The 26210-nt window shown below is 47.1% G+C and carries 19 protein-coding genes, 1 pseudogene and 2 riboswitches; of the genes and pseudogenes, 17 read left to right on the top strand and 3 right to left on the bottom strand.

All coding sequences use genetic code 11. The features are described from left to right. Positions 1 to 107: 107 nt before the first annotated feature. Positions 108 to 869, bottom strand: a complete 762-nt coding sequence (locus OIN60_RS06375; protein ID WP_305754007.1) for an SDR family NAD(P)-dependent oxidoreductase — start codon at positions 867 to 869, stop codon at positions 108 to 110. Between the two features lie 111 nt (positions 870 to 980). On the opposite strand from OIN60_RS06375, the gene OIN60_RS06370 reads away from it, so the two are divergent. The 9 genes and pseudogenes from OIN60_RS06370 to OIN60_RS06330 all read left to right on the top strand — a co-directional run bounded on the left by OIN60_RS06370 (position 981) and on the right by OIN60_RS06330 (position 13223). Continuing rightward, positions 981 to 1346 carry a MerR family transcriptional regulator gene (locus OIN60_RS06370; RefSeq protein ID WP_305754006.1) on the top strand — a complete coding sequence of 122 codons (366 nt, stop codon included), beginning with the start codon at positions 981 to 983 and terminating at the stop codon, positions 1344 to 1346. 535 nt (positions 1347 to 1881) lie between these two features. Further along, the gene (locus tag OIN60_RS06365; RefSeq protein WP_305754005.1) at positions 1882 to 8175 is read left to right on the top strand and encodes a DUF7601 domain-containing protein; all 6294 of its coding nucleotides are present in this window, start codon (positions 1882 to 1884) and stop codon (positions 8173 to 8175) included. Between the two features lie 18 nt (positions 8176 to 8193). Next, on the top strand, positions 8194 to 8973 hold the full coding sequence (gene srtB, locus OIN60_RS06360; protein ID WP_305754004.1) for a class B sortase: 780 nt from the start codon (positions 8194 to 8196) through the stop codon (positions 8971 to 8973). A 174-nt stretch (positions 8974 to 9147) separates the two neighbouring features. Beyond that, complete coding sequence (locus OIN60_RS06355) at positions 9148 to 9897, top strand: Fic family protein (protein ID WP_305754003.1); 750 nt, start codon at positions 9148 to 9150, stop codon at positions 9895 to 9897. 23 nt (positions 9898 to 9920) lie between these two features. Beyond that, positions 9921 to 10451 (top strand): hypothetical protein, encoded by a 531-nt coding sequence (locus OIN60_RS06350; RefSeq protein ID WP_305754002.1) that lies wholly within the window; start codon positions 9921 to 9923, stop codon positions 10449 to 10451. Positions 10452 to 10547: 96 nt separating this feature from the next. Beyond that, a complete protein-coding gene (locus OIN60_RS06345) occupies positions 10548 to 11543 on the top strand; it encodes a phosphotransferase enzyme family protein (RefSeq protein WP_305754001.1) in 996 nt (331 codons plus the stop codon). Between the two features lie 99 nt (positions 11544 to 11642). Beyond that, positions 11643 to 11807 (top strand): annotated as a pseudogene (locus tag OIN60_RS06340) (helix-turn-helix transcriptional regulator); the annotation flags it as partial. A gap of 45 nt (positions 11808 to 11852) precedes the next feature. Further along, the gene (locus tag OIN60_RS06335) at positions 11853 to 12614 is read left to right on the top strand and encodes a helix-turn-helix transcriptional regulator (RefSeq protein ID WP_305754100.1); all 762 of its coding nucleotides are present in this window, start codon (positions 11853 to 11855) and stop codon (positions 12612 to 12614) included. A 93-nt stretch (positions 12615 to 12707) separates the two neighbouring features. Then, complete coding sequence (locus OIN60_RS06330; RefSeq protein WP_305754000.1) at positions 12708 to 13223, top strand: DinB family protein; 516 nt, start codon at positions 12708 to 12710, stop codon at positions 13221 to 13223. A 66-nt stretch (positions 13224 to 13289) separates the two neighbouring features. Here the strand turns inward: OIN60_RS06330 and OIN60_RS06325 are convergent, their stop codons facing one another. Together OIN60_RS06325 and OIN60_RS06320 are read right to left on the bottom strand one after the other, a co-directional pair. Continuing rightward, positions 13290 to 13982 carry an RloB family protein gene (locus tag OIN60_RS06325; RefSeq protein WP_305754099.1) on the bottom strand — a complete coding sequence of 231 codons (693 nt, stop codon included), beginning with the start codon at positions 13980 to 13982 and terminating at the stop codon, positions 13290 to 13292. Then, complete coding sequence (locus OIN60_RS06320) at positions 13982 to 15256, bottom strand: AAA family ATPase (RefSeq protein WP_305753999.1); 1275 nt, start codon at positions 15254 to 15256, stop codon at positions 13982 to 13984. The genes OIN60_RS06325 and OIN60_RS06320 overlap by 1 nt, the downstream gene beginning before the upstream one ends. A 246-nt stretch (positions 15257 to 15502) precedes the next feature. On the opposite strand from OIN60_RS06320, the gene OIN60_RS06315 reads away from it, so the two are divergent. The 8 genes from OIN60_RS06315 (at position 15503) to OIN60_RS06280 (ending at position 25770) form a co-directional block, all read left to right on the top strand. After that, on the top strand, positions 15503 to 16009 hold the full coding sequence (locus tag OIN60_RS06315; protein WP_305753998.1) for a MerR family transcriptional regulator: 507 nt from the start codon (positions 15503 to 15505) through the stop codon (positions 16007 to 16009). Continuing rightward, positions 16006 to 16437: an SRPBCC family protein gene (locus OIN60_RS06310; RefSeq protein ID WP_305753997.1), complete on the top strand. Its 432-nt coding sequence runs from the start codon at positions 16006 to 16008 to the stop codon at positions 16435 to 16437. The genes OIN60_RS06315 and OIN60_RS06310 overlap by 4 nt, the downstream gene beginning before the upstream one ends. Before the next feature lie 329 nt (positions 16438 to 16766). Further along, positions 16767 to 17276: a GNAT family N-acetyltransferase gene (locus tag OIN60_RS06305; protein WP_305753996.1), complete on the top strand. Its 510-nt coding sequence runs from the start codon at positions 16767 to 16769 to the stop codon at positions 17274 to 17276. 174 nt (positions 17277 to 17450) lie between these two features. Continuing rightward, a riboswitch (cyclic di-GMP riboswitch) is annotated at positions 17451 to 17537 on the top strand. Between the two features lie 59 nt (positions 17538 to 17596). Then, positions 17597 to 17684, top strand: a riboswitch (cyclic di-GMP riboswitch). A 13-nt stretch (positions 17685 to 17697) separates the two neighbouring features. After that, a complete protein-coding gene (locus OIN60_RS06300; RefSeq protein ID WP_305753995.1) occupies positions 17698 to 18498 on the top strand; it encodes a transglutaminase-like domain-containing protein in 801 nt (266 codons plus the stop codon). A gap of 281 nt (positions 18499 to 18779) precedes the next feature. Continuing rightward, complete coding sequence (locus OIN60_RS06295; protein WP_370872394.1) at positions 18780 to 22391, top strand: collagen binding domain-containing protein; 3612 nt, start codon at positions 18780 to 18782, stop codon at positions 22389 to 22391. A gap of 107 nt (positions 22392 to 22498) precedes the next feature. Then, complete coding sequence (locus tag OIN60_RS06290; RefSeq protein ID WP_305753994.1) at positions 22499 to 23173, top strand: response regulator transcription factor; 675 nt, start codon at positions 22499 to 22501, stop codon at positions 23171 to 23173. Then, entirely contained in the window at positions 23158 to 24264 is a 1107-nt protein-coding gene (locus OIN60_RS06285) for a HAMP domain-containing sensor histidine kinase (RefSeq protein WP_305753993.1), read from the top strand. Before OIN60_RS06290 ends, OIN60_RS06285 begins: the two co-directional genes overlap by 16 nt. 51 nt (positions 24265 to 24315) lie before the next feature. Next, positions 24316 to 25770: a serine hydrolase domain-containing protein gene (locus tag OIN60_RS06280; RefSeq protein ID WP_305753992.1), complete on the top strand. Its 1455-nt coding sequence runs from the start codon at positions 24316 to 24318 to the stop codon at positions 25768 to 25770. The last annotated feature ends 440 nt before the right edge of the window (positions 25771 to 26210 follow it).

Here is a 26210-nt window from a genome sequence, read left to right as displayed (position 1 = left end):
CCTTGCCCTTATGAGCGGGTTAGCGGAAGCGACAATCGACTTTATGATCCTTAACCCGGCCAACGCAGACAAACATTATATGGATGGCTCGATGAAAGTACACAAAATTAATTCCTTGTTCTCGTCACGTATGGATAAATCGGATCTCTTAATTGGAACTCATACGTTTCACCATTTACAATGCCCACAACATTTTGACTATCATAAAGGTCTAACAGAAATCCAGCCATTTCTTTCGCAGTATGAAACTTGGGAATCGAGCCTTCATATTGGAATTCATCTGCATCCAGAGAACGTTTCGCAAATTCTGTTTCAGTTGCAGCAGGAGCTAAAACTTTCGCCCGCATGGCTGCCTCTTTTCCTTTCAACTCTTGCGCTAGGCCCTCTGTAAAGGCACTTACATAGAACTTTGTTGCACAATAAGTCACAGCATCGGCAACGATGACGTACCCGCCTCCTGATGACACATTGATGATTTGCGTTCCTTCAACCTCTGCATAATCTCGTACATACAGAGAGGACAGCACGGTTAAAGCCTGTATATTCAACTGAAGCATCGTCTCAATTTTGTTTAAATTTTGTTCCCCCACAGAAGCAAAGTTCCCAAAACCAGCATTGTTAATCCACGTCTCGATCTGATAATTCCGCAGACTTTCGTAAAATTCATGCACACTCGCTGTGACAGATAAATCAACGGTTCGAATGATGACATCCAGGTCGGAGTTCATTTCTACTATTTTTGATTTTAACGTTTCCAATTCTTCCGTTCTGCGGGCTGCTATGATTAAATTTTTTCCGCGAGACGCAAAAGCAAGAGCCGTTTCATACCCAATTCCCGAGCTTGCTCCTGTAATAACCGTATATTTCATATAAATTCCTCCTGAATTTACTGATTTCGTTGATTGTGAATGAACATGGAGCTGATTATACTGATTAGAGTAAACTCTAAGTCAAGAAAAATTCAGTGTGGAGGTTTTTTTATGCTTACCATTGGGGAAGTGGCCGAAAATTTAGGAATAAGCACTCATACATTGCGGTATTACGAAAAGGAAAAAATTATTACTCCCATTCGGGATACCAGCGGAGACAGACGATATGATGACTCACATCTTAAATGGCTGCAATTTGTGATCAAATTAAAAGAAACACAAATGCCGATTGCGAGAATTAAACAGTATGCTTCATTGGTTGAAGAAGGGGAACACACCGCTCAGGAGCGATTACACTTATTAGAAGACCATAAACATTCTATTAAAGAGCAAATCAAAACTTTGCAAGCTGCAGATGAGATGCTTGAACATAAAATTTCCGCTTACAAAGATTTTATGAGTAAACAAGAGAAGTAGGCTTGTTATAAGAGGGATAGATATATATCTTATGACGGGGACGGCTTAAGCCCGTTGTCGGTTTACGGCTCACTGCTTCGTACGAGATCATAAAATCGGGCATAGGATCCTTGTGTAACAAATCTTGTTCCTCGTACCCTAACTCCGAATGTATCCTCCTCTTCAATGAGCTGGGAATTCTTCGCTTGAAGCTCAGTCCATCTGGATTGAATTTCCTACCTTTGTCTAGATTTTGTATAGGTCGATGGTAGTATAATGGTGAAATATGCTATTGGAAATTGGCGTATTATGTCATTTTCGATATGTGAATGGCGAAGATAAGAGAAGGAGAGGGGGAGAAAAGTACTAAGTATAACAACGACCTGTATACCCACGGCACCTACCCGTTCATCTGAGACTCCGCAAGATTTCAATGGTGTAAAGGGCCACTGGGATCAAGCCAATAGAATAGCATATATCTATTTGCTTGAGCGGGTTATATCGGGCAGATGGGCTCGATGTCGCCAAAAAATTCGGGTATGGAGGGGAAATTTGTTTGAAACGAAAACGTAGTACGGGCAAAACTGTGCTATCTCTCTGCCTGGCAATTTTGCTTTTCTTGCAGACGGTGATGTTCTCTGTTACTGCAAATGCGGAGATCGCGTCAGACGGTTTCGGGACGGCGTCGGTATCTGAGGCGGTGTACACTGAGCCGGATGAACCGCCGTCAGCGGACGAACCACCGTCGGTGCCTGGGGTGGTATACGCTCCGCCATTGAATTTGGCAGTGATCGCTGTAGACCCGCGGGACAAAACGGCGGTGCTGACAAATGCCAATCCGACGTTCAAGCTTACGGTGAAGCAAGGTAGCCCTGATCCGGTTGTAATCCCAGAAGGCGGGGAAATTAACGGCCGGGGGGATTTTACCCTTGCACTAGAGGATATCGCCGTGCCAACCAAGGGCGACGATATCACTGCTCCGCCCGAAAGCGTGATTCAGCAGGGAGATTATGCCGTCCTGGATAAGGCGACCTACTTCCCTGATGTGAATTTGACGCCTGCAGGCCCTACAAACATCAATCAGGGCAACCTGAAAATTGCTACTGTTCAGTTTTTTGCCGATTCTATCAAAATTACATTTGATGGTGCAGGGGTATATGACGGCAGCAGACGCGACGTCAAAGTCGGCTTTTCCGCTACTGCCAAGGCGGCAGATCAGACCCCTGGCGGCGGCAGGAACACGGCCATTTTCGGAGATGGCTATAAGTTTAAAAACTCTGATTTGGTGCCGGAGTACAGTATTGACGTCAAATCAGCCAGCAACGGCAACGATGACAGCGAAATCAACATCGCCCATTTTCAAGAAGGCACGATTACATGGCGAGCGGTTGTGACGGCCACGGACAGGGATGATAAGACCATCCCCATGCCGCTGGACGGGTTGACCTTCTCTGATGAACTTACCGACGTCGGCGTATATGTGCCTGGGACCTTTACTGTGGATGGAAAGGCGGTAGAGCCTGATTATGCTGATGGAAAAATCTCTTATAAATTCCCAAATGAGTCCACTGCAGAAAAGGTCAAAAACACGGCGACCATCACTTTCAAAACATGGATTCCTAAGGATAAGTATTATTATGAGAAGAACGGCGCTTGGAATCAGTATGGCTGGACCCGCGTTGCAAACACCGCACAGCTATTGGGTGACCCTGCTGCCGATGTGAAGGCCTCATCAAATACGCATCAGGTTGCCATGCGCCCCAACTGGATCGTGGTGGGCGGCAAGCCTGGCAAGAGCGGAAACGATACCCTCATTACCTGGACTGTTGAGGTCAACAAGGCGATTAGCAATGGCAGGGTGATCTCCAAAACCGACTTGCAGAACGTTAAGATTACAGACATTCTGCCCCCCGGGACGGAGTTTGTGTCCGCAACCTATAAGAATGGGGATGGCGGTACGGATACTCCAATTACCCGTAACGCTTCAGGAGAGTACGAGATCGGAACCGCCATTGGCGGAAATCTGAGCGGCCCCCTCTACATGACGATTGTGACAAAGGTGACAGACAGCAGCAAGTCAACCTTCGATTACAAAGCGCGGGCAAACTGGGAATTGGATGTTATGGCTGGAGAAAGTGCCATCCAGAACAACGATGCGACCGGCTGGACCGCTCCTACTGCCGTTGTGGACACCGCAAGGGTTATAATCGGCGCACATGCCTTCACAAAAGCAGCCGAAACACATACAACCCCTGCGTATGCGCTGTACAACGTCGCCGGCGCAAAGTGGAAGATTAGCCTGACGTTGCAGTACGATCTGGATGCTCCAATCGTCTATGATTTGCTGGTTCACGGTGATTCGCTTGCTGTGCTGGATAATCTGGACGCCAATCCCAAGGTATCATTGGAAACCTTGAATGCACTCAAGAGCAGTATCGACACCAAGCAGCTCTGGCAAAAATACCGCGAGAATACGCTGACCTTGAGTAATGGGCTGACCGGTGAAGTGATTCCTTTGACGGTAAACGGTGAGCCGGTGGCGGATCTTATCAAGGTGACCGGGTTTAAAGGAAATGTGAAGGGGGATGTTTCATTCGAAACCGTCACGACCAACCCGGACAACCTGTTCCGCCAGGATAATAAAGGCGATTGGAGCAATCGCGGTTTGCTCTTCGATGGTGACAGCTATCAGGCGAGCTATGATGCCACCGTCAAGAATAGGGTACGGATGCTGAACAAGGAGATGCTGTATGCGAGTTCATTCGATGAGAACGGCAACGCGCTAGGAAACATAGCCGCCGATTGGAACCGAAATTACGGAAATTGGAGCGCCAGCATATGGACGCGGCCCATTGTCGTCAATGATCCGAACTTGTATATGGACAACACCCGTGGTGACAATTACATTCTGGCAGGCTATGACCGAAAAGATCGAACGGTCACTTTCCGGCTGGCGGTGAACATGCCGGGCTTCAAGACGGAGGAGATGGCCAAGGATGGCGGCAACCGTGTAGCCAGTGACATCAAGCTGGTGGATACGCTGCCCGAGGGCTGGGAATTTGTAGATTACGCTCCGGGCGAAGCCTATCGACTTTATATAGGGGTTACGGGCTATAATGTAAATTCTGGATTGGGAGGAGCAAGTGGAGGCGGTTATGGCCAATACGCACAAGCATCTGGCCTGCCCATTCAGCCAAACGATCCCAAGCATGTGGTAAGCTTCACCAAGAACGGCAATGTAGGCACCTTCACCTTCTCCAAGCTGGAGAGCCCTTACGTCATTTTGGTGAAGGCGCGTCCGACCAATGCCAAGCTGGCGACCTACCAGCTAGGCAACAATAATGCCGGAGAGAATCAGGCTGATTTCTCCATGAAATGGGGAGACAAGCCTTATAGCGCCACCGAAAAGCACAGAATTATTGTGCCTGTGAAGTCTTTGAGCAAGACGGTGAAAAAGCCGGTTTCCGGTGTACAGGAATGGACGGTAAATTACACGCCTCCGTTCGAGATGAAGCAAGGTGTCTATTTGCTGGATACCCTTGCCAAGGGACTGAAGCTGCGCCAAAATGCAGAGGGCGGTCTATCTCTGGCACCTTCCGACATCGCTGTTTATCCTGGCAAGATGAAGCCGGATGGCACTTTGGAGCGTGCCGGAGGGCCGCTGAATCTTGCGGATCCGAACTCCGAAGTGAAGGTGACCGCAGGCATAGATTCGGCAACTGGGGGATCGACGCTCAGGTTTGATTTTGCCGACCCGAACAAGCTCTATCAGATCGTTTACCAGACCGAATCCCAGGGCATGCAGCCGGGAGCGGCCGGGAACTCCATCAAGCTGATGGGCGACGATGCCCTTCCGCCAATCGGAGCGCAGAGCAGTATTACGCTGGATGCGAACGATGTGGCGGGAAGTGCAAATGAAAACGGCCTGCTCTTCCTCAAGAAGGTGGGTCCCGACGGCACAACACCGCTGAAGGGCGTAAAGTTCCAGTTGTTCAATCCTGACGGTACACCGGCCAAGGATAAAGAAGGCAATGTAATGCCGGAAAAAACGACGGGCACGGACGGCAAGACGGATTTCATTATTCAGGTGCCGGGGGATTATTTGCTCAAGCAAACGTATATTGATCTCCTCACTTACTTGCCTACGACTACGGAATACCGGGTACGTATCATTGATGCGCCGGGCAAGCCTGTCCTTGTTAACGGACAGAAGGTGGAAGCGAACAATCCGCTGATCGTGCCTACACCGGCTCAAGGCAAGCTGACCATCACCAATAAGGTGGAGGGCAACGGCAGTGACCCGGACAAAGAGTTTGAGTACACTGTGACCTTCAGTGGCGAGGGCAAGGATGGAGAGTACACCTATAAGAAGCCAGATAATACGTATGGCAAGATCAAGAGCGGTGACAAAATTACCCTCAAGCACGGGCAAACGGTGACACTGCCGATATTGCCTGCAAATCTGGTCTACACCGTAACCGAGGGCGATTATACGACCGTTGACGGTTACACGACTAAACCGGAGACGAGAGAACTGTCCGGCACAATTGTGTTTAAAGGCGATCACAAGGCGGACTTCATCAATGAGCGGGTCGTCAGTAAGCTGACCATCAGCAACACGGTGATGGGCAACGGCGCCGACAAGACGAAGGAGTTCGAGTACACCGTCAGCTTTGAGGATGCAGGCAAGGATGGAAGCTACTCTTACGAGAAGTCGGACGGTAGCAAGGGTACGATCAAGTCAGGTGGTACCTTCCGCCTCAAGGATGGAGAGACACTGGATATTTTGGATCTGCCTAAGAATCTGAAATACACAGTTACTCAGACAGACTACACAACCGATGAATACGTGACTACTCCTCAGGAGCGGTACTATACCGGAGTTATGGAAGGCAATGATAAAGTTGCCCCGTTCACGAATGTGCGAGTCTTGAAGGGCGGCCTGCTAATCAGCAACACGGTTAAAGGCAAGGACGACGACAAGAAGAAGCTGTTCAAGTACACGATCACCTTTACCGGCGAGGGAGCGGACAAATCCTACGTCTATAAGAAGTCGGACGGCACCACGGGCATGATCAAGAGCGGAGAGACCTTCGAGCTTACAGACGGCCAGACGTTTATTGTACAAGGGCTTCCGACGTATCTCCAGTATACAGTGACCCAGGATGATTATAAGCAAGACGGCTATGTAACGGACCCTGAAAGTCTCGTTCGCACAGGTGCCATTCCGGAGAAAATAGCGGCAGAGGCACACTTTGTCAATACCCGCCCGTACCTGGAAGGCGTGCTGCGTGACAACAACACAGGAGAAGTCATTCCGAATGCGGAAATCATCTTGACTAACAAGAAAACCAACGAAACGCAGAAGATCCGAACGGATGAGAAAGGTGAATATTCAATTCCTGCCGAGGCGGATACCGACTATACGATCACGTATACGAAGATGTATCAGGCAGGCGGGAAGGATGTTCCAGTCAAGTTCACGCAAAAAGCAAATGTAGACAGCAGCGTGAAGGACGAGACCGTTCCTGCGGACATTACGGCAGTAGGGATCGTTCGTTTCAAGCAACTGGATGGAACAGAAGAGTTATTCAACGAGTCATTTACCAGCAATATGCATATCTATTTGAAGGACAAGAACAACAAGTATATTGAAGAGAACGGCAAGCCTAAGGCGTTTCCGATGGCTGCGAACGGCACCTTCTCCGTGGAAGGGCTGAGCGAGCAGAAGTACACCATGGAAGTTCGCTATAAAGCTGAGACCGGTGAGGAACTGCTCTTCAAAGTGAGCCAACTGGACGTGAAAGCTAACGGAGAGTTGAATATTTCTGATGAATTGGTCGATCCTTACGGTACGGTTTATGATGAGACGACAGGAGATGCCAGCACCGGTAAAAAAATTGATGGAGCCAAAGTTACGCTGTATTATGCGAATACGCAACGGAATATAGATAACGGGCGCATTCCGGGTACGAAAGTAACGCTTCCTAAGGTTCCGAATTTTCCGCCGCACGACAACGAGAGCCCGGAGCAGGATAGCGACGCAAATGGCTTCTATGCGTACATGGTGTTTCCTGAAGCGGATTACTATCTGATCGTAACGAAGGACGGATACGAGACGCACAGGAGCGATACGATCTCTGTCGATTTTGACATTGTAAAATACGACGTACCGATGAAACCGATCAGTTCTGATGGCGGCGGAGGCGGAACTGTTCCCGAACCCGAGCCTGAGCCCGGAACTCCCGAGCCTGAACCTGGTCAACCCGAACCCAGTCAACCTGAACCTGGCAACCCCGGTCCTGCCCCTGTGAACCCAGGGCCAACCCAACCTGATAATCCTGGGTCCGGCGGTGGAGGCGGAACTGACAACGACGATGACTCGTCTGACAAGGACGACGACAGAGACGATTCTAGCAATAACGAGGCTGACAACCATAACGCCGGACCTGTCGACGTCAACAGTGGAACTGACAACGTCGATAACGGGCCAGGCAACGTTGACAACGGATCTGACGACATCGACAACGAACCCGGCGATGTCAATAACGGAGTTGACAATATCGACATTGAAACCGGCGACGTCAACAATGAAGCCGGCAACGTCGACAATGGAACCAGTGACGGTGACAATGAAGTCGGCAACGTCGATAACGAAGCCAACAACGGCAACAACGGAGTCGGTAACATCAACAATATAACCAATGGCAGCAACAACGAGCTGGACGATGTTCCGGAAACAGGGGATCGCAGCCCATCGCCAATCTTTTATATGATTTTGGCGCTGATGTCCTTGATCACGATCGGGTTCTGTCTGCTCACTAGCAAGAAGAAAAAGAACATCCAGTAACAGGAAGGCGGTAAGAGAATGAGTAAAATCAAAAAAATTCTTATCGCCGTTTCCTTCCTTCTGTTGATATTTTCTCTCTTCGAAATTACGAGAACTTTCCTGCGGGACTATGCTGAGCAACAGAAAATCGAAGAGCTGACCAAAGTTTGGGAGCAAGAGTCGGACAAAGGCGGAGGGGAGACCCCCCCTTCCCCTTTGATTACGAAGGCATATGAGCCCGTCATGCTTCCCGAGCTTCGCAAACTTTACGAGAGAAACCCGGATATTGTCGGTTGGCTGAAGATTGACGGCACCCGAATCGAGTACCCGATCATGCAGAATCCACAGGATGTAGCGTATTATCTCGATCATGATTTTGATAAAAACGAAAACAAAGGCGGCCTTCCCTTTTTGGATGCGCACAGCCGGGTCAACGGTTCGGACATTTTGCTGATTCATGGACATCACATGAAAAGCGGCTGGATGTTTAAAGATTTAATGAAATATAAGAAAGAAAGCTTTTATAAAGAGCATGCTACGTTCCGGTTCAGTACGCTTTACGAGAAGGAAGAGTATGAGATTGTTGCCGTTATTCTGTCACAAGTTTATCGCAAATCGGACGACGTGTTTAAGTACTACCAGATTGAAAAAGTAAATACGCCCGCCGAGTTCGATTCGTATGTACAGAATATCAAAAAACGCGCTCTTTACGACACGGGTGTGACAGCCCGGTATGGCGACAAGCTTATTGTACTGTCTACATGTGAGTACTCGACCGAAAACGGCCGCTTAGCGGTGGTCGCCCGAAAGCGTAAATGACGATGCTAAAATACGGATTTAAGCTGCTTTATATCGCGTTCTCCCTCGGAGGACGCGATTTTTTTGAATAGGTTTCACTTCCGAAATAGAATATAATGAATTCAGAATAGAACATAATGAATTCAGCGAGCTACATAAATTTTGAATAAAATAATATAAAAAGGGGTGAGCAGAGTGGATTATCAGATACTACTGCAGAAAAAAGCTCTGTACGATCAGAGAAAAGACACACTCCCGGAAGCTACTGTTAAAAGTTATGTACAGGCATTTGAACTGGAATATACACATCATTCCACAGCAATTGAAGGAAACACCCTTTCACTGTTAGAAACGAAAGTACTGCTGGAAGAGGGTCTGTCGGTAGGCGGCAAAAAACTTCGGGAGATCTACGAGGTTGTCAATCATAACAAGGCGTACCAGTATATCAAAAATTGTATTGTACAAGGCTTACCCCTCGATGAAAACAGAATCAAGGATATTCACGCCATGCTCATGGAAAACATTATGGTGGGCGGTATCTATCGTAATGTGGATGTTTATATTTCCGGAGCAGCCCATACGCCGCCGTCACCGAATGAAATGTACCGTCAGGTGAAAGATTTTTATGTAGATTTATCGGAAAAGAGCATCTCCAATGTGATAGAGCTTGCAGCATGGACCCATGCTGAGTTTGTAAGAATTCACCCTTTTACAGATGGAAATGGCAGAACATCAAGGTTAATCATGAACTATCAACTGATGGCGCATGGTTTTCTCCCCATTTCTATTGCGAAGGAGGAACGGCTTAGCTATTTCAATGCTCTGGAAGCTTATGCAGTGAATCAGGATTTGAGTCCATTTGCAGATATGATAGCTGTCCTTGAGGAACAACAGCTTGACCGCTATCTTGGCATGAAGGAAGAGCCTATGTTTTGGAAGGACTAAATAGATGAAGGGGGCATACATATATGGGACAGTATCTCCAATTGGGCATTTGTCATAGTGTAACCGTGGATAAGGAACAATTAAAGCAGCACGGTTTAGCAGAAAGTGACGTGGCTATGAAGCTTGGCGAAAAAATGGATATGGCTTTGTTTACATGCCATGAAGCTGAAGAGACAGTCCGATTTACGCTAAGAGAGTCCATCGTATTGGAACAATTGCATGACTTCCTTCAAGGTCAGTATTCTATGTATCCTGCAGAAGGAGATCAATTTAATCCCATTTTGATAAAATTATCAAAGATGCAATCCATGCAAGAGATAGTTGAACTAGCCGAGAGACAGACATTGCAACATTTTCAAAACAACAGTATTTACGAGTATATTGAGGCCGGGCCTTGGAACCGTGTTCGGTTACGGTTGTCACTGTTCGTATTTTTCATTGAGGGGAAAATTTTAATGGAAGGCTACAACTATTTTTTGGGTTATTTAGAGAATATGGTGCGGTCCAATTCACAATATCCAATAGCTGGAGCATTTCGAGCAGTTATTCAATAAGATGTGCTATGAATACTCTTCCCCACAATTCTAGGGCAAACGCATTAAAATTAATGGACGGTCTTACATATCCATTGGATAGGAGCTGGATGTCTCATGTTAAAGTTGAAATACCTTTTTAACAATGTGGACTTGGCGGAAATGATCTTGAAAAATTGGAAATATGATAGAGAATCGATAGAGATGTTTAAACACTATCGAATTTCATCGAATGCCATTTATCCCTTTCAATGTGAAGGCAAGACACATCTGTTACGGTTTGCCCCAACGACCGAGAAAGTGAAATCGAACAGCTTGGCGGAGTTGGACTTTATCTCTTACTTGCGTGATCATCGTTATGGAGTTTTAGAAGCCGTTGCTTCAAGTAATGGTGAGGAGCTTGTGGAGGTACGGACACCTTGGGGCGAATATTTTGCGTCGGTATTTAAACGTGTTTCCGGCGTACAGCTCCAACATACGGATTGTAGTGAAAGCGTTATCTTCATTTATGGAAAAGCTTTGGGGAGGCTCCATCATTTATCCAGCCAATACACACCTGGTCAATTTAGAAGATGGTCATACAGCGATGTTTTAGATTGGATTCAGGAAGTATTAAAGACGTTTCCAAACGAGTCAGCAGCATGGATGGAAACGGAACTGCTTCAAGATTATTTTGCATCCCTCCCGAGGTCACCCATGAATTATGGGCTGATTCATTATGATTTCGAATACGACAATGTATTCTATGATGATCAATCGGGCTCATGTAATGTGATTGATTTTGATGATGCCATGTATCACTGGTATGCCATGGACATCGAGCAAGCGCTTGATAGCTTGGAGGATTGTATTCCGACAGAAATTTTTGAGCTTAGGAAAAAATGCTTCCTGGACGGATATCTCACGGAACATGAGGTATCAACGGAGTATGAGAGCATCTTACCGGCATGCCGGCGATTTGCGAATTTATATGGTTATGCTCGAATTTTGAGGTCGACCGCAGACCAATGGGAAAACGAGCCGGATTGGCTAACCAATCTCAGAGGGGCGTTGACAGCTAGTTTAGAGAGGAAGTCTGCTCTCTTTGGAAAGGAATTTTCAGTGATACGGTGAAAAATTTGATTGGGAGAGCAGCGGCATGGATTATGATCATGTTATTGAAAGGAGCCGTTGCAGCAAAGGCTATTTTCGCGAGGAAAAGGAGTGCTCTCGATGGCGAAATGGGATAACATGCTGTCCATGCTTTGGATGCTGCGATCCGGAAGGAAGCTCACCGCCGCGCAGATTGCGGATAACTTGGAGATCAGCGTCCGTACCGTGTACCGCTATATCGACGCATTAGGTGCCAGCGGTGTGCCGGTCGTCGCGGAGTCGGGCCATGACGGCGGCATTCGCATTCTGGAAAGCTTCAAGGAGACGCCGTTGTTTTTCAATTCCGTGGAGCTGAGGGCGCTCGTGGATGCGTTTAAATTTGCGCAAGGTGCGGGCTACCCGTATACGGAAGAACTGGAAAGCGCGTTAAAAAAGGTGGAGAACGGGCTGCACGAAGAGCAGCGCGACGATCTGTCCCGTCAGACGAGCGGCCTGGATGTGATTTCTCCGGTGCGTCCGCCCTCCGTCGTCCCGCTGTTGCGGGACCTGGAGCAGGCGGCGAAGGACGGGCAAACGGTGCGCATCACCTATCGCAAAGCGAATGCGGAGCAGGCCGGCGAACGTGAAGTTGATCCATACGGGTTGGCCTACGACCGAAACGAATGGTACGTTGTCGCGTTCTGCCATCGGTCGCAGGCTGTGCGGACGTTCCGCGTGGACCGCATCGCGCGAATGGAGCCGACCGAAGTGTGGTTCGCAAAGCCGGAGTATTTCTCCGCGTCGGCCTATTTCCGCGACCAGTCCGAGCGGGGACGGGAGGCGGAAGGGCCGCTGGTGGTTATCCGCATTGAGGGAGAGCCCGACACGCTGAACGAGGTGTGCGGTCATTGGCATCTGCGCCATTATTTGACGGAACGGACCGATCAGGAGGCGCGGTTTATGCTCGACGTCCCGACGATGGACAAGTACCTTCCGATGTATCTGATGACGTTTGGCACAGCCATTCGCATACGGGAGCCACTGGAGCTGAAACGTCAAATCCAGGAAATAGCATACGGAATCGCAAAACATTACAAAGACGATCCCGATTGAGCTTCGCTGACAACGGTTGTCAGCGAACCCGGTATACGATAGAGGCAAGGCTAAGGCAGCCAAACGACGAATAAAGGAAAGGTGGATTCATCCATGTTTCAACACTCTCATCAATTGTATGAATATCATGTGTGGGCGAATGACCGGTTGTTCGCCCACCTGGAGCAGCTTCCGAAGGATGTCTTTCATGCAGAAGTGACGAGCATATTCCCATCTGTGTCACAAACTCTCGGGCATATGTACTTGTTCGAACAGCTTTATAGGCTCGTGCTTGCGGAAATTCCGAATGAGGACATTTTTCCAAAGATCCCGGGCTGGACGGAGGAAGCACGGGGCAAAACTGTGGACGAGATGCGGCAGTTGTTCGCCGGTGTCGCCGAACAGTTCCGTAATTTGCTGCGGCGTACGCCCGACCCGGACAAGGCGATGACGATCGGGCATCCGCAATTTGGCAGTCTCGATACACATTTCTCCGACATCCTGCAGCATGTGGTCAACCATGGGACGTATCACCGGGGCAATATAACCGCGATGTTAAGGCAGCAAGGCCATGCTGGGGTCCCGACCGATTATTTGTTTTATTTGATGGAACGGCGGATGAAAGAATAGAAGCTGTATTTTCATAAAACAAATGTATAGGCATCCCTTGTGTTTCAGGGATGCCTATACAGAAAATCAAGTGAATTTTTCTTCAACACTACTCATCTCTAATAGTATACGCTCCATTAACAAATGAACAGTTGTGTAAGGATTCATTTGGTGAATGTCTTTATCATATGCCAGTTCCTGTTCGGTATATCGCTCTTCAAGTTTATGCGCATGGTTAATTGCATTCCTCAAGGTATCGCCATTCCCGATAATTTGACGAATGAGTCCAGGATCAGCTTTAGCATATTCTCTTCCTAATACATGAGACAATCTTTCGCCAATGATTTTTTTCGAATGTGAGTACGCAGGTTCTACCTGCTCGAAATGCATTAACAGCCAAGTTTCGAACATTAAGTTTGTTAGAGATAGCGCAAAACCATTGGTTGATGCAAGCATGTCACGAATGACTTTTTCGATCTCGCTTGGTGCATCGCAGTCGAACACCAGGTGTTTCTCGTACAGTAGATACTTTTGCACGTTGGTTTCATCCTTCAGAAAGTCCTCGGCGAAATTTAATACTCGTTGTGCATTTCCGTTTGCCGGAATCGATTCAATATCTAAATGAGAGTACTTGTTGCGGCTTTTTCGAATAATTTCAGCAAAGTACTCAAAATAATAGACCTCAGTCGGCCCCTCACAAAAGAGTAATACTTTCCCCAAATTACTTGGTCGTGTCTCAACTTGTCTGGGTAGAAATGGATTCAAGCGCGCGATGTTCATCACCCCCGATTCTCTGGAAACGAAGTCTGAAAAATCGGGATTGCGCCATACTTTCCACTAAAATAATCTTTATAGTAAGTGGCATCCTGCCGGACCATTTTCAAATCTGCTAATGAGTATAAGGAAGAGACTCCAAGCTCATTTTTGTCAACAAATACAATCTCGTCACGGCGAAATTGCTCCTTATTCAAAATGGATGTATCGTGTGTTGTGAAGATCAGTTGTGCATGATTCGTATTTCTATCCGATTGGAAGAGATCCACGATGAATTTGGTTAACAGAGGATGTAATCTTGCAGAAAGCTCATCAATAACAAAAACGCCCCCACGCTCCAGCAAGATCAGAACTTCCTGTATAAAAGAAAGAAACCGAAGCGTTCCGGAAGATTCCTGAGCTAGGTCGAATGATTTGGTGTCTACTTGATCTCCATTTGAGTTAAAAACGGGGTGGATCGTTTTAATGAGTGGTCGCTGCACTTTTTTTCCCTGTTTGTCATCGAACATCTCTTCTTTTTCGATCACAATATCCTCAATTCCCACATCTATAAAGCGAATGTATTCAGCAACTCTAGCACGGAATACATCGTCCTTTACGAGTCGGGGAGAGTTGGGAATAGAACTTACTGTGCCTTTAATACTTGACTCAAAAATCAGCTCAAAATGAACATTGAATCGGTTGCGAAAGAAGTCTTTAAAGCAATCCACGAGTTTTTTTACATCATCTGTTGCAAAATAATCAAGAACGGAAAGGTATAAGCGATCTTCACGATACTTGGTGAAAGAACGCAACTGCGCTTTAAATTTATTGCCGAACGTGATGCCAACGGATGGATCACGTTCAAACACCGAATGATTATTAACATTAAGCCATTCCGATATAACAATGTTTTCCTGTAATGTGAATCCATACTGGAACAATTGCTCTTGATGCACAAAAATCATTTCAAATTCAATCGAAGGATCCATCTGCTCGGATAATAAAAAGGGGCGAATGGGTGGAAGCTTTCTCAATGCTTCAATCCCTTCACTCTTCTCGTCTTCTGGACTGTCCTGAAACAAGTGGCTGAATATGATCTGTTCGAACCAATGCATCGCACTTATTAAGTTTGACTTGCCACTGGCATTCGGGCCGTAGATGGCCAGTGTTTTCAGCAACTTAAACGGTGTATCTTTTATAACATGGGATGGATGCTGTGTATGTGATGAAGCACGAAGGTCAAGAATGACTTCATCCCGAAAGGATGAAAAATTTTTAAACCTAAACATGACAAGCATGGAGATCATCCTCACATTTTAATTTCGGTATTATCTCAATTATAACATGTTTTAATGTTATTTAGACTTTTAAACGCCTATAAATTACGAAAAAATCGAAAATTATTCGAGTCAATGAAGATTATGGAATGTGCCAGGAAGGACATGCGCTATTGTTAATCCCAAATAATTTTGTTGCACCTTACGTTACGTCATCTTTTATAATCAAAGTACCGGTAAACAGTTAGCGCTAACGAAGGAGTGTCTATGGGACAGCATTGGAAGGTAGGTGACCTTGCCAAATTAACGGGGCTCACCGTGCGTACCCTGCGATTTTACGATCAAATCGGCTTGTTTTCGCCGTCCGATCAGACGGATTCCGGTCACAGGTTATACAACGAATCCGATCTGTCCCGTCTGCAGCAGATTTTATCCCTTAAGGAGCTAGGTTTGTCTCTTGACGAAGTGAAGTCCCTTCTGGATGGTGGGCAGATCAGCGCACTTGAGATCGTGAACCTGCAGATGGCCCGGATCAAAGAGCAAATAAAGCAGCAGCAGCAGCTGCTGGAGCAGCTCCAGCACGTATCCAAGTCGATTCAGGTAAAGGCTCCATTAACTGTTGAAGACTTCACAGGGCTCTTGCAAGCCATGAAAAAGAGTCATGACAAGCTTATCATCGAGCGTCGGACGAGCTGGGAGCATCGTCTGGATGCACTGGGGAATTTTATTGTTAAGGAACATGAAGGGACACAATCAGAGGGGGATAAATCGTGACTGAAAGATTCGTCAATCATGCGACGTTCGTTGTTGAACGAACCTATGCCGCATCGCCTGGGAAGGTCTACAGCGCCTGGTCTGACCAAACTGCCAAATCAAAATGGTTTTCAAAACCCGATATTTTCGAATTCCATGTTGGAGGACGTGAATACAGCAAAGGAGGTCCGCCGGGGGGACCGGTTTTTACCTTTGATGCTTGTTACCAAGAGATCGTTTCGGAGCAGCGCATCGTCTACACCTACACACTGGATGCAGATGACACGCGCATCTCTGCTTCGCTGACAACGGTCGAATTCATCCCGGTCGAGGGCGGAACCAAGCTGGTTTTCACGGAACAGGGCGCGTTTTTGGACGGGCACGATACACCGGAGATCCGCGAGCATGGCACGAACGAAATGCTCGATGCTTTGGGCAAGACGCTCTAACGGGAAGGGGATTACCATGGAAGCCATTGCAGGTGAGAATGAAATCATATCCTCGAGGGAGTTTGAATTTTCGCGGAAACAGGTCTTTCAAGCTGAATGCGCTGCTTTCCGAATAAAAAGCTTCGTTTGAACCCTTATAGGGGTACCGAATGGTACCCCTTTGTGGCCCATACAACAATAACAGGTAATATAAGGGCAGGGATGACGTATGTTCATTCCTGTCTTTTTTCTGTGGAGGGGGATGAGATGGGATTGTTTATCTTGTAAGCAAGTGAGCGCGTCAGAATTCTTGAATGAAAATTTCCTGTGGACAGAAGGGCGGACAATACATGGAACTGCAAACGAATCGGCTCATTTTAAAAACACTTGATCTTCCTTTAATTGAGGCAGCGGCTCAACGTGATGTAGGCGCTATTGAAGCCCTTGGTTATAAAACTAACGGCGAATGGCCGGGGCCTGACTTTTTTGAAGCATTACCTTACTTTCGAGAGCTGTTGATCCAAAACAATGGTACCAGAGGGTTTGACTCATGGATCATCGCGGCCAAAGATAGCAAGGAGATTGTTGGAGGGATTGGATTTTTGGGTGACCCTGATCAAGACGGCAGGATTGAAATCGGTTTTGCCACGAATGAAAGCCACCGCCGCCAAGGTTATTGTTTTGAAGCTGCCCAAAAATTGATCGAATGGGCCTTAAATCACGAAGAGGTGCGAATCATAACGGCCAGATGCGAACCTGATAACACTGGCTCCAAAAATTTGCTAGTGAAGCTAGGATTCGAGTTGGATCATACAGATGAAGAATTGCTCCATTGGAAGTTTACGGCCACTAAGAAATAGCAACATCCGGGAACGGAAGTTCCCGGTCCTACAGAAGAGATGCGCTAAATAAATTAACGGAAAACGATATCGGTCTGATTCAGGAGAATCTTGTAGTGTGACGCTCGACAATTTTCGAATTTTTTTCTTGATAGAAATAGAGACATTTGATATGATAGACCTACATAAAGCTACTCACGATAACGGCAAACTTGTCGAAAGGCAAGGACGCAAAGCTACAGGGCCTTCTGATTGATGTGTCAATGGCAGCCAGCTACCGAACGAATCGGCTTTTTTTGTTCCTTAATTCGATTAATATATATCAAAAACTGGAAACTCTAGTACGTTAATGGCAAACTTGTCGAAAGACTGGGACGCAAAGCTACAGGGCCTTCTTGACGAAATGTCAATGGTAGCCTGGCCGCCGAAAGGAGTTTACAGCATGCGCAATACAATATTCGCGCTCATAGGACTTTTGACTCTATTTTTATGGACTCCTTTTGCACAAGCTGCACCGTCTGCAGATTGGTTGGACCTAGAGCAACTGGATCGTGGTGTGATCGTCATTCGATATGACGTGAAAGCTGGCATTAAGACAAAGCTCATGATCACGAAGGGGCAGGACAAATATACATACAAGCTTTCGCCGGACAAGCGGCAGGAAGCATTTCCGCTGCAGATGGGCAACGGTGATTATAAGGTCACTGTGCTGGAACAAGTCAGCGGTACCAAATATCAGGTCGTTCAGGAAGCGGCAGTCACGCTTCAGTTGACGAGCAACAGTAAAGTGTTTTTGAACTCTGTACAGAATATCAATTGGAGCGATAAGGACAAGGCTGCTCAGCTTGCGAAGAAGCTGACACGGTCCGCTCAGTCTGATGAAGAGAAAGTACAGGCTGTTCATGAATATATTGTAAGCACAATCCGGTATGACAAAGCTCTTGCATCCGGCGATCTGACGGACTATCTTCCCGATATCAACCGCACGCTGGCAGGGCAGAAAGGGATGTGTTATGATTACGCCTCCCTATTCGCTTCGATGCTGCGCAGCATCGACATTCCCACCAAGCTTGTGATGGGAACCTCGGAATACGTTGATGTTTACCACGCCTGGAATGAAGTGTATTTGAACGGACGCTGGGTAATCGTGGATACAACCGTTGATGCAGGCTGGAAAGTCGGAGGGGCCGAGTCCAAAATGATCAAAGACGCCTCCCGTTACTCAGCAACCAAATATTACTAAATAATACATTTTAATCTTAAGCTTTGGACCCTTGTCCAAAGCTTATTCGAGTTTGTAGAGAAATTGTAGAGATCCGATAGTTATAATGCAAGGAGCCCAGTTTGGTTCTGAAGGAAAAAACTAGCATAACGAATCGTGCGCCAATTAGGAACAAGTGGAGGTGATGGACTGGAAAGTCCCTTGTCGGCATACAAATTCGATGGAATATATAGCCCGGTTTGCGCACGGCAACAGGATCGGAACCGAATACTATGAGGGTGATGGAGAGACTGAGGGAGAAGATGATGAAGAAAAAGTTAAGTGGAATCGTTGTGGCGCTGCTGCTTTTCATTCAATCGCTGTTTGGCGTATCCGCCCTGACGGCCAATGCCAATGCATCAGCAAGCGTGCAGGAAGCAGTATATGGAGTGACGGATGATGTCTATGCCCCGTCAGCGCCAGTCACCAACACGGATAGTATTTTAACAAAAGTCGTGTTAACTGACATGAACGGTACCGTGATTGATGCGGTATATAATCCGGACAGCACCCTGGACATCGGTGAGGCTGTCAATCTCAGCTACGAGTGGGAGCTTCCGAACGGACACGGCTACAAGAACGGGGATACATTTAGCTTCGATCTGCCGTCACAGTTTGAAATTTTTACGGACATTGACGCACCGCTCGTGACCGATCAAGGTGAAGTTGGCAGATTTACGGTCGATCGGGACGGGAAGGTTGTCATGACCTTCAACGATTATGTGGAGAGTCACTCCAATGTAAGCGGCAAGCTGGAAATTCGCACGGAATTTACGAAAGAAACCATTAAGGGAAGCACGGAAGTCATTATTGCCTTTCCGGTAAAAAGTGGAGTGCAGACCGTGATCGTGAATCTGAAGCCGCAAGGTGGAAAGCTGATCGATAAGCAGGGGAAAGCGGTTGGCAAAGACCGGATCGATTGGGCAGTCCAGGTGAACAAATCGCTGGATAAAATCAAGCATGCGGTCATCACGGATGCGATGCCTGAAGGCTCTGAGCTCATCGCCGACTCTGTCGAGGTTTACCGCTTACAGGTCAACGGCGACGGATCGACGGTCCTTGGCGATAAGGTAGAGGCCGGACAGTATACGGTCGAAACGAATGGCGGTGCTAAACTGGAGCTTGCGTTCCAGGACGAGACGATCAGCAAAGCCTACGAGATTCGCTTTTCGACGAAGCTTACCGGCGAGCAGTCGCGCTTCGAGAACACTGCTGTGCTGTCTGGCGACGGGATGGAAGATTCCAAATCGACTGCTACGGTAACCGTGAATCGTGGTCAATTCTTGGATAAATCGTATCGCCAGGATAAAGACACTGGAATCATCACATGGACTGTGAAATACAACTTCAACGAGAAGAAGATTCCGAGAGACCAAGCGGTGATCACGGATGAATTTAGTGCAATTCATACATTGGTTACTGATTCGCTGAAGGTGTACAATGGAAATTCGACGGATGCCAAGGATGTGCTTTCAACGAATGAATACACCGTTACACCAGTAGGTACAAACGGATTTACACTTCAATTCGAGAAGGATATCGACTCCCCTTATACCATCGTTTACCAAACAAAACCGGTGGACCGGACGAGCGCCGATGGGAAAGAGGTAAAGAACGAAGTTAGATCAGGTGGAACAACCACAGGGGCAACAGCTCCGGCCCAAGGTATCCGCGCGTTGGAGAAGGGGACCTGGAAAGTCGATTTCGCCAACAAAACGGCAACATGGGGCATTACGGTTAACGGTGATAAAAAGCCGGACGGCAGCAAGTACAGCATGGAGAATGTAGTCATCAAGGATACGTTCCCGCAAGGCGGCCTCGAATTTGTTCCAGGTTCCGTGATCGTAAAAGCGGACGGCAAAATCGTTCCTGCGAGTGATTATAAGGTAGAATATGATCAAAATAATCTGCGTGGCGGTTTTGTTATCAAGTTCTCCAAGACTATTGATACTACGTACACAATCGAGTATCAAACGAAGTTTAACATCGATTGGCTGGAAAAAAGAAATTTAGATTATATGAACAGAGCTTCCATGACGTGGAGCGAGAGCGACGGGACAACACGGACGATTGAACGGGATGCAAGCTTCGCCTCCGACAATTACACGAAAAATAACGGTGGTAAAGACGGCAGCTACAATCCTGTCAGCAAAGAGATTACGTGGAACATCAAGATGAACTACAATCTCGATTCACTTGACGATGCGATCGTGAAGGACGTTCTGAAGCATGGGCAGAAGCTTGTGCCCAACTCGGTTAAAGTATATGAGATGAAGCTGACGGGAGGATGGAATGGGGTTGCGAAGGGCGCTCCGGTTCCAGCGTCTCAATATGAGCTGACGGAACCGTCCGCAGCGAACGGCAACCAATTGTCCATTCATTTTACCAGCCCGGTCAAATCCGCATACTGGATTGAGTTCAAGACGTCGCTGCAAGGTGAATTGATCCTCAAAAATATTGATAATACCGCTGAGCTGTGGAATGGCAGCGATAAAGAGGCCACATGGAACGGCAGCGTGACGGTTCCACACGGCGGCGAATACGTGGAGAAAAGCGGTGCCCAAAATGGAAACAAAATCGATTGGTCAATTCGAATTAATGAAGGCCAATCGCATATTTCCAACGCCAAGGTGATCGATTATCCGAGTCCGAACCAAATCTTGATCGAGGATTCCTTCCACCTGTACGCAACCAAGGTCAGTGCAAACGGTGAAGCGGTGAAAGCCGAAGAGCTGACCAAAGGGAAGGACTACACATTAACCATCACAAGGGATGAAGGAGATCAAGAAACATTCGAATTAAAGTTCACCAACGCCATCTCCACGGCTTATATTTTGGAATATCAGTCGTTCATTACCGCTGGAGATAAAGAAGCTGTACAAAATAAAGTGGCACTCGAAGGAGATCAACTGAAGACGGAGATCCGTGAAACGACGGAAGAAGTTATTGTCCGTACTTCCTCCGGTTCGGGTTCGGGAGGCGGCGTAACAGGCAGCCTGCAGGTGACCAAGGTTGATGAAGATGATGCGGCTAAAACCCTGGCGGGAGCGAAGTTCGCGCTGTACGATAAAGCGGGCAAAGGGACGCCAATCGTAAAAACGACGGATGCGGACGGCAAGATCCTGTTTGCGAAATTGCTGTATGGCGACTATATTTTGGAGGAGCTGGCTGCTCCGGAAGGATATACGGTCGAGCAGGCGACATGGAGCGTAAAGATCGACTCCAGTATCCAAAGCCAAGGCAATGTTAAGAAAATGACTGTAACGAACCACAAGGAAGAACCCGTTGAACCTGGCGAGCCTTCCAATCCAACCGATCCGACGGATCCAACAGAACCAGGAAATCCCGGTAATCCGACCGATCCAGGGAATCCTGGCAATCCGACCGACCCGGGCGGTCCGTCCAATCCAGGAAGTCCTGGAAATCCGAGCAATCCATCGAATCCGGGAACGCCGGGTGGTTCAAAGGATGACGATGATGACGATAACGATCCAGGGTTGCCTCCGAGCACCCCATCCAATCCAGGAACACCATCCGATCCGGGAACTCCGTCTAACCCAGGGACTCCGCCCGGCGAAGTAGAAGTGCCGGATGAAGACACCCCGAGAGGCGAACCGACAACTCCTCAAACGCCTTCGACGGGCGAGCCGGAAATCCCTACCGTGGATATCGATGAGGAGGATACTCCGCGCGGTGAAGGCGAACAGAAACCGGAAACGCAGAAACCGAAACCACAGACTCCAACATCGGAGACTCAGGTATCGATGCTTCCACAAACCGGTGAAGCAAGCCGTTATCCGTTCTATTTGGCGGGTCTCGGACTGATCGCTCTCGGTGTATGGTTAGGCCGCAAACGGAACACAATGAAACAATAATGCGTTGGTGCTTCGGCTCCTCTTGTCCTGTAAGCAGGGCAGAGGAGCCGTTTTCCATGTTCGAGAGATGGAGGAAATAATTCAAGATAGGGAAGCGGGGCAGATATATGAAAAAGATACTGATCATAGATGATGAAGCCGATCTTCGAAAGCTGCTGACGGATTACTTTGAAATGAACGGATATTTCGTGATGACGGCGAAGAATGGTAATGAGGCCTTGCGGCAAATTGAAGATCAACCGGACCTGGTGTTGCTGGATATCAATATGCCTGAACTGGATGGTCTTGAATTATGCAGGAAAATCCGGCAGTTTGTATCCTGCCCTATTTTATTTCTAACAGCCCGTGTTGAGGATACGGATAAAATATCAGGATTTCAGGCTGGTGGGGATGATTATATTTCAAAACCGTTCAGTATTCATGAACTGGGCGCAAGGGTAGAGGCGCATCTACGCAGGGAGGTGCGAAGTCAAAATAAAATGTCGATAAAGTTTAGTGAGGATTTGACCATTGATTATTCGGCTCGTGTACTCTACATCCATGATGTACAAATTCCCTTGGCAAAAAAAGAGTTCGATATCATAGAGCTGTTGTCCACATATCCTGGAATGGTGTTTGACAAAGAACGTATTTTTGAAAAAGTATGGGGGTTCAACGATAAGGGCGACAGCACTGTGATAGCTGAACATATCAGGCGAATTCGCTTCAAATTGAAAGAGCATGGCTGTGAAAACAGGATCGAAACCGTCTGGGGAGTGGGTTACAAATGGCGAAAATCATAAATCGGCTGCGCCTGAAGCATATGACCTTGCTGCAATCGTTTATCTTTTTATGCTGTCTTATGCTCATCATTGTTCTGGCCGTTATCACACTGGAGTTTGGATGGGCGGAAAGCATACGGCTGCGGCTAACAGACCGTTCTTCCGTAAATGATTGGGTGTTGCCTTCCCTCGTTGCGGTGGTGCTGTTAACTGTTGCCGTCGGTATCGTCCTGATGGCCAGCCTCTTTTATCGATGGAAACTGAAAAGGCCGCTTGAAATGCTGATGAAGGCATCGGAGAACATTTCGGCGAACGATTTGGGGTTTCATATTTCTTATGATAGTCAGGATGAGATGGGCGAGTTATGTCGTGTATTTGAGAACATGCGCGGTCAGTTGGAGAAGAATCATAAAACGCTTTGGCGGTCGGTTGAGGAACGCAAACAACTGAATGCTATTTTTGCCCATGACCTGAGGACGCCTCTATCTGTGCTGAAAGGATATGTTGAGTTTCTGACTACCTATCTGCCCCAAAATAAGATATCCGAGGAAAAACTTCTGGACACGATTCAAACCATGAAAGTACATATTGTGCGTCTTGAAAGCTACACGGAGGCGATGAATTCCATTCAGAAGCTGGAGGAGATGCCGGTACGCAGCCATGCGTTTGAAGTGGATCAGCTCATCTCCTTGCTGAATGACAGTGCGCGGCAAATAACCAAACAACGCGGTAAGGCTTTTGGCTCGTCCATGGCTGCGGATTCGAAAAAAATAGCGGTCGATACACATGTGGTGCTGCAGGTTTTTGAGAATTTGCTGGCTAATGCAGCGCGTTATGCTTCCAGTCATGTGAGTATTCACTATAGCGTCAGCAAGAGCTTTTTTTCCATAACGGTTACGGATGACGGCGTCGGTTTTTCTGACACAGCGCTGCAAAAGGCTATGCTTCCTTTTTATCGTGGAGAGGTATGGGATGCGAATGAGCATCATGGACTGGGACTTTATATTTGCAAAGTACTGTGCGAAAAGCACGAGGGTAGTCTGCAGATAGACAACGGCTCTGATGGCGGTGGGAGCGTGACAGCAAGTTTTTTGAACGGAGTTGATAAATAGTTGAAAATGATCCATTAGCATTTCCTTATCCTATGATTGAGGAGTGCTGGTATGAGAATCGTGCAAAAGAAAATGAGGTTATGCTTGGGTGCTTTACTGCTGATCATGGCCATCTTGGCTGCCCCTGTGTCCGCCCTTGAAGTCCGAAGCAACGCTGAGATACAACAAGAAATTGATAACTATGTCAAAAAGAACATGAAAGCCAATCATATTCAGGGTGCGGCTCTTGCCATAACCAACAATGAAGAGGTTTTCTATGCACAAGGTTACGGTGCATTTTCAAATGGTCGTGATATTAACGGCAGCACCCCTTTTCCTATTGCTTCGTTAAGCAAATCTTTTACGGCACTGGCTGTCCTGCAGTTGGTGGACAAAGGACTGATCGACCTTGACGCACCATACACATCCTACTTTCCCGACCTCTCACCTGTAGACGAACGTGTTCGTCATATTACGGTCCGGAATTTGCTCAACCAGACAAGCGGTCTTAATGACAAAGTGAATCCTGATATGACAAAATCCCCTCAATATCAATCACTACAAGAGATTAAGCCATCGTTGAATACGGTTCAGCTTGCTAATGATCCTGGAACAGCCTATAGCTATCACAATCCTAATTATCAATATTTGGCGCTTCTTGTGGAGAAAATGAGCGGTCAGAGCTTCTCTGTTTACTTGAAAAATAATATATTTGAACCTCTGGGGATGAGCCATACCTTCAATGTCAGCACCACACAGCAAATCAGTGAAAATTCTGCTATTCCACGGGGATATTATCTATTGCTTGGCCATCCTGTAAGTCATACTGAACCCTTCTGGTTTGTTGACGGCCCCGCTGGTATAATTTCGACTGCAGAAGACATGGCCAAATGGATGCTTGCCCAATCTAACGGTCGTCTGCTTGCTCCGGAACTGATGGAGCAATATCATACAGCCGGACAGAGCGGACCATATGGAATGGGGTGGCTTGCAGAAGAGGATGAACAAGGAGGCCGGATGATTTCTCATAGCGGGATTTTCTGGACATATAAGGCGGAAGAGATGATATATTTGGATCAACAGTTGGGCATCACAATGATGTTTGACTCTGGTTTAAACATGTTTGTCGATTATTCAGCTTTTATTGATGGGATCGCAAGGATTATTCATGGCGAAAGGCCCGAAACTTCTATCTTTAACAGCAGGAACATAGAGATGGTTATGATTCTGCTGGTGATTGCAACAATCTTCTGGGGAGTATATACACACCTTCGTATCCATAGGAGCACAAAAGGCATCACGACCGGAAAATTGATTTTTTCATCGGCCGTAAGAATGCTGCCTATCTTGATTCTCTTGTTTCTGTCCCCATTAGTTACATTTATAGGTGCCGGGCGGGTTTTGCCTTGGTATGGACTATGGACCACCATGTCATCCCTGATTATATGGCTTGTTGTATTATCAATCGTAAATATAGCGAATTTGGTTTGTTATTTCAGACGGTATTATCTTGCAAAATCAGATTGATTGGGCACTCTTTTCGTGCGTGGGTGAGACGCTCCGAGAACGAAGCATTCCTCCAATCCCTGTTGACCCTTCGGGCCAAAGGGGACCGCTCCGCTTTTCCGGAATTGCTTCGTTCTCTCCGCTGCTTTTGTGCATCCACCAACTTAACAAGAACAACCGAAAATCGCAATCTTCTGGTTTAACAAAATTGAAAAAGAGGCTGCCCTAAGCCATTAGCTGAAGCAATGGTCAATCGATACTATTGGATCGGGAATTAAGCGAATGTTCTTCACACAGAAGAAACGATATTTTCCTTTACCAGATTATGATCTATCTATTGTTAATCAATCATACAGAGTTGGATTTATTAACGGTGATTTTACTTGACAAGGTACCTCGTGTTCATCATTTATCGTTTGGTCCATAGAGAAATAAATTATTTGAATCTTGGTACGCGCGTG

The sequence above is a fragment of the Paenibacillus zeirhizosphaerae genome, assembly GCF_030705605.1.
GTDB classification, from domain to species: Bacteria; Bacillota; Bacilli; order Paenibacillales; family Paenibacillaceae; genus Paenibacillus; species Paenibacillus zeirhizosphaerae.
This window is presented reverse-complemented; position numbering and strand designations above follow the sequence as displayed.

Coding starts and splice junctions, on each gene's coding strand:
- OIN60_RS06285 (WP_305753993.1), top strand. CDS start 23,158: ATGGCGAAAATCATAAATCGGCTGCGCCTGAAGCATATGACCTTGCTG.
- OIN60_RS06295 (WP_370872394.1), top strand. CDS start 18,780: ATGATGAAGAAAAAGTTAAGTGGAATCGTTGTGGCGCTGCTGCTTTTC.
- OIN60_RS06315 (WP_305753998.1), top strand. CDS start 15,503: ATGGGACAGCATTGGAAGGTAGGTGACCTTGCCAAATTAACGGGGCTC.
- OIN60_RS06305 (WP_305753996.1), top strand. CDS start 16,767: ATGGAACTGCAAACGAATCGGCTCATTTTAAAAACACTTGATCTTCCT.
- OIN60_RS06290 (WP_305753994.1), top strand. CDS start 22,499: ATGAAAAAGATACTGATCATAGATGATGAAGCCGATCTTCGAAAGCTG.
- OIN60_RS06320 (WP_305753999.1), bottom strand. CDS start 15,256: ATGCTTGTCATGTTTAGGTTTAAAAATTTTTCATCCTTTCGGGATGAA.
- OIN60_RS06280 (WP_305753992.1), top strand. CDS start 24,316: ATGAGAATCGTGCAAAAGAAAATGAGGTTATGCTTGGGTGCTTTACTG.
- OIN60_RS06325 (WP_305754099.1), bottom strand. CDS start 13,982: ATGAACATCGCGCGCTTGAATCCATTTCTACCCAGACAAGTTGAGACA.
- srtB (WP_305754004.1), top strand. CDS start 8,194: ATGAGTAAAATCAAAAAAATTCTTATCGCCGTTTCCTTCCTTCTGTTG.
- OIN60_RS06345 (WP_305754001.1), top strand. CDS start 10,548: ATGTTAAAGTTGAAATACCTTTTTAACAATGTGGACTTGGCGGAAATG.
- OIN60_RS06350 (WP_305754002.1), top strand. CDS start 9,921: ATGGGACAGTATCTCCAATTGGGCATTTGTCATAGTGTAACCGTGGAT.
- OIN60_RS06375 (WP_305754007.1), bottom strand. CDS start 869: ATGAAATATACGGTTATTACAGGAGCAAGCTCGGGAATTGGGTATGAA.
- OIN60_RS06330 (WP_305754000.1), top strand. CDS start 12,708: ATGTTTCAACACTCTCATCAATTGTATGAATATCATGTGTGGGCGAAT.
- OIN60_RS06300 (WP_305753995.1), top strand. CDS start 17,698: ATGCGCAATACAATATTCGCGCTCATAGGACTTTTGACTCTATTTTTA.
- OIN60_RS06370 (WP_305754006.1), top strand. CDS start 981: ATGCTTACCATTGGGGAAGTGGCCGAAAATTTAGGAATAAGCACTCAT.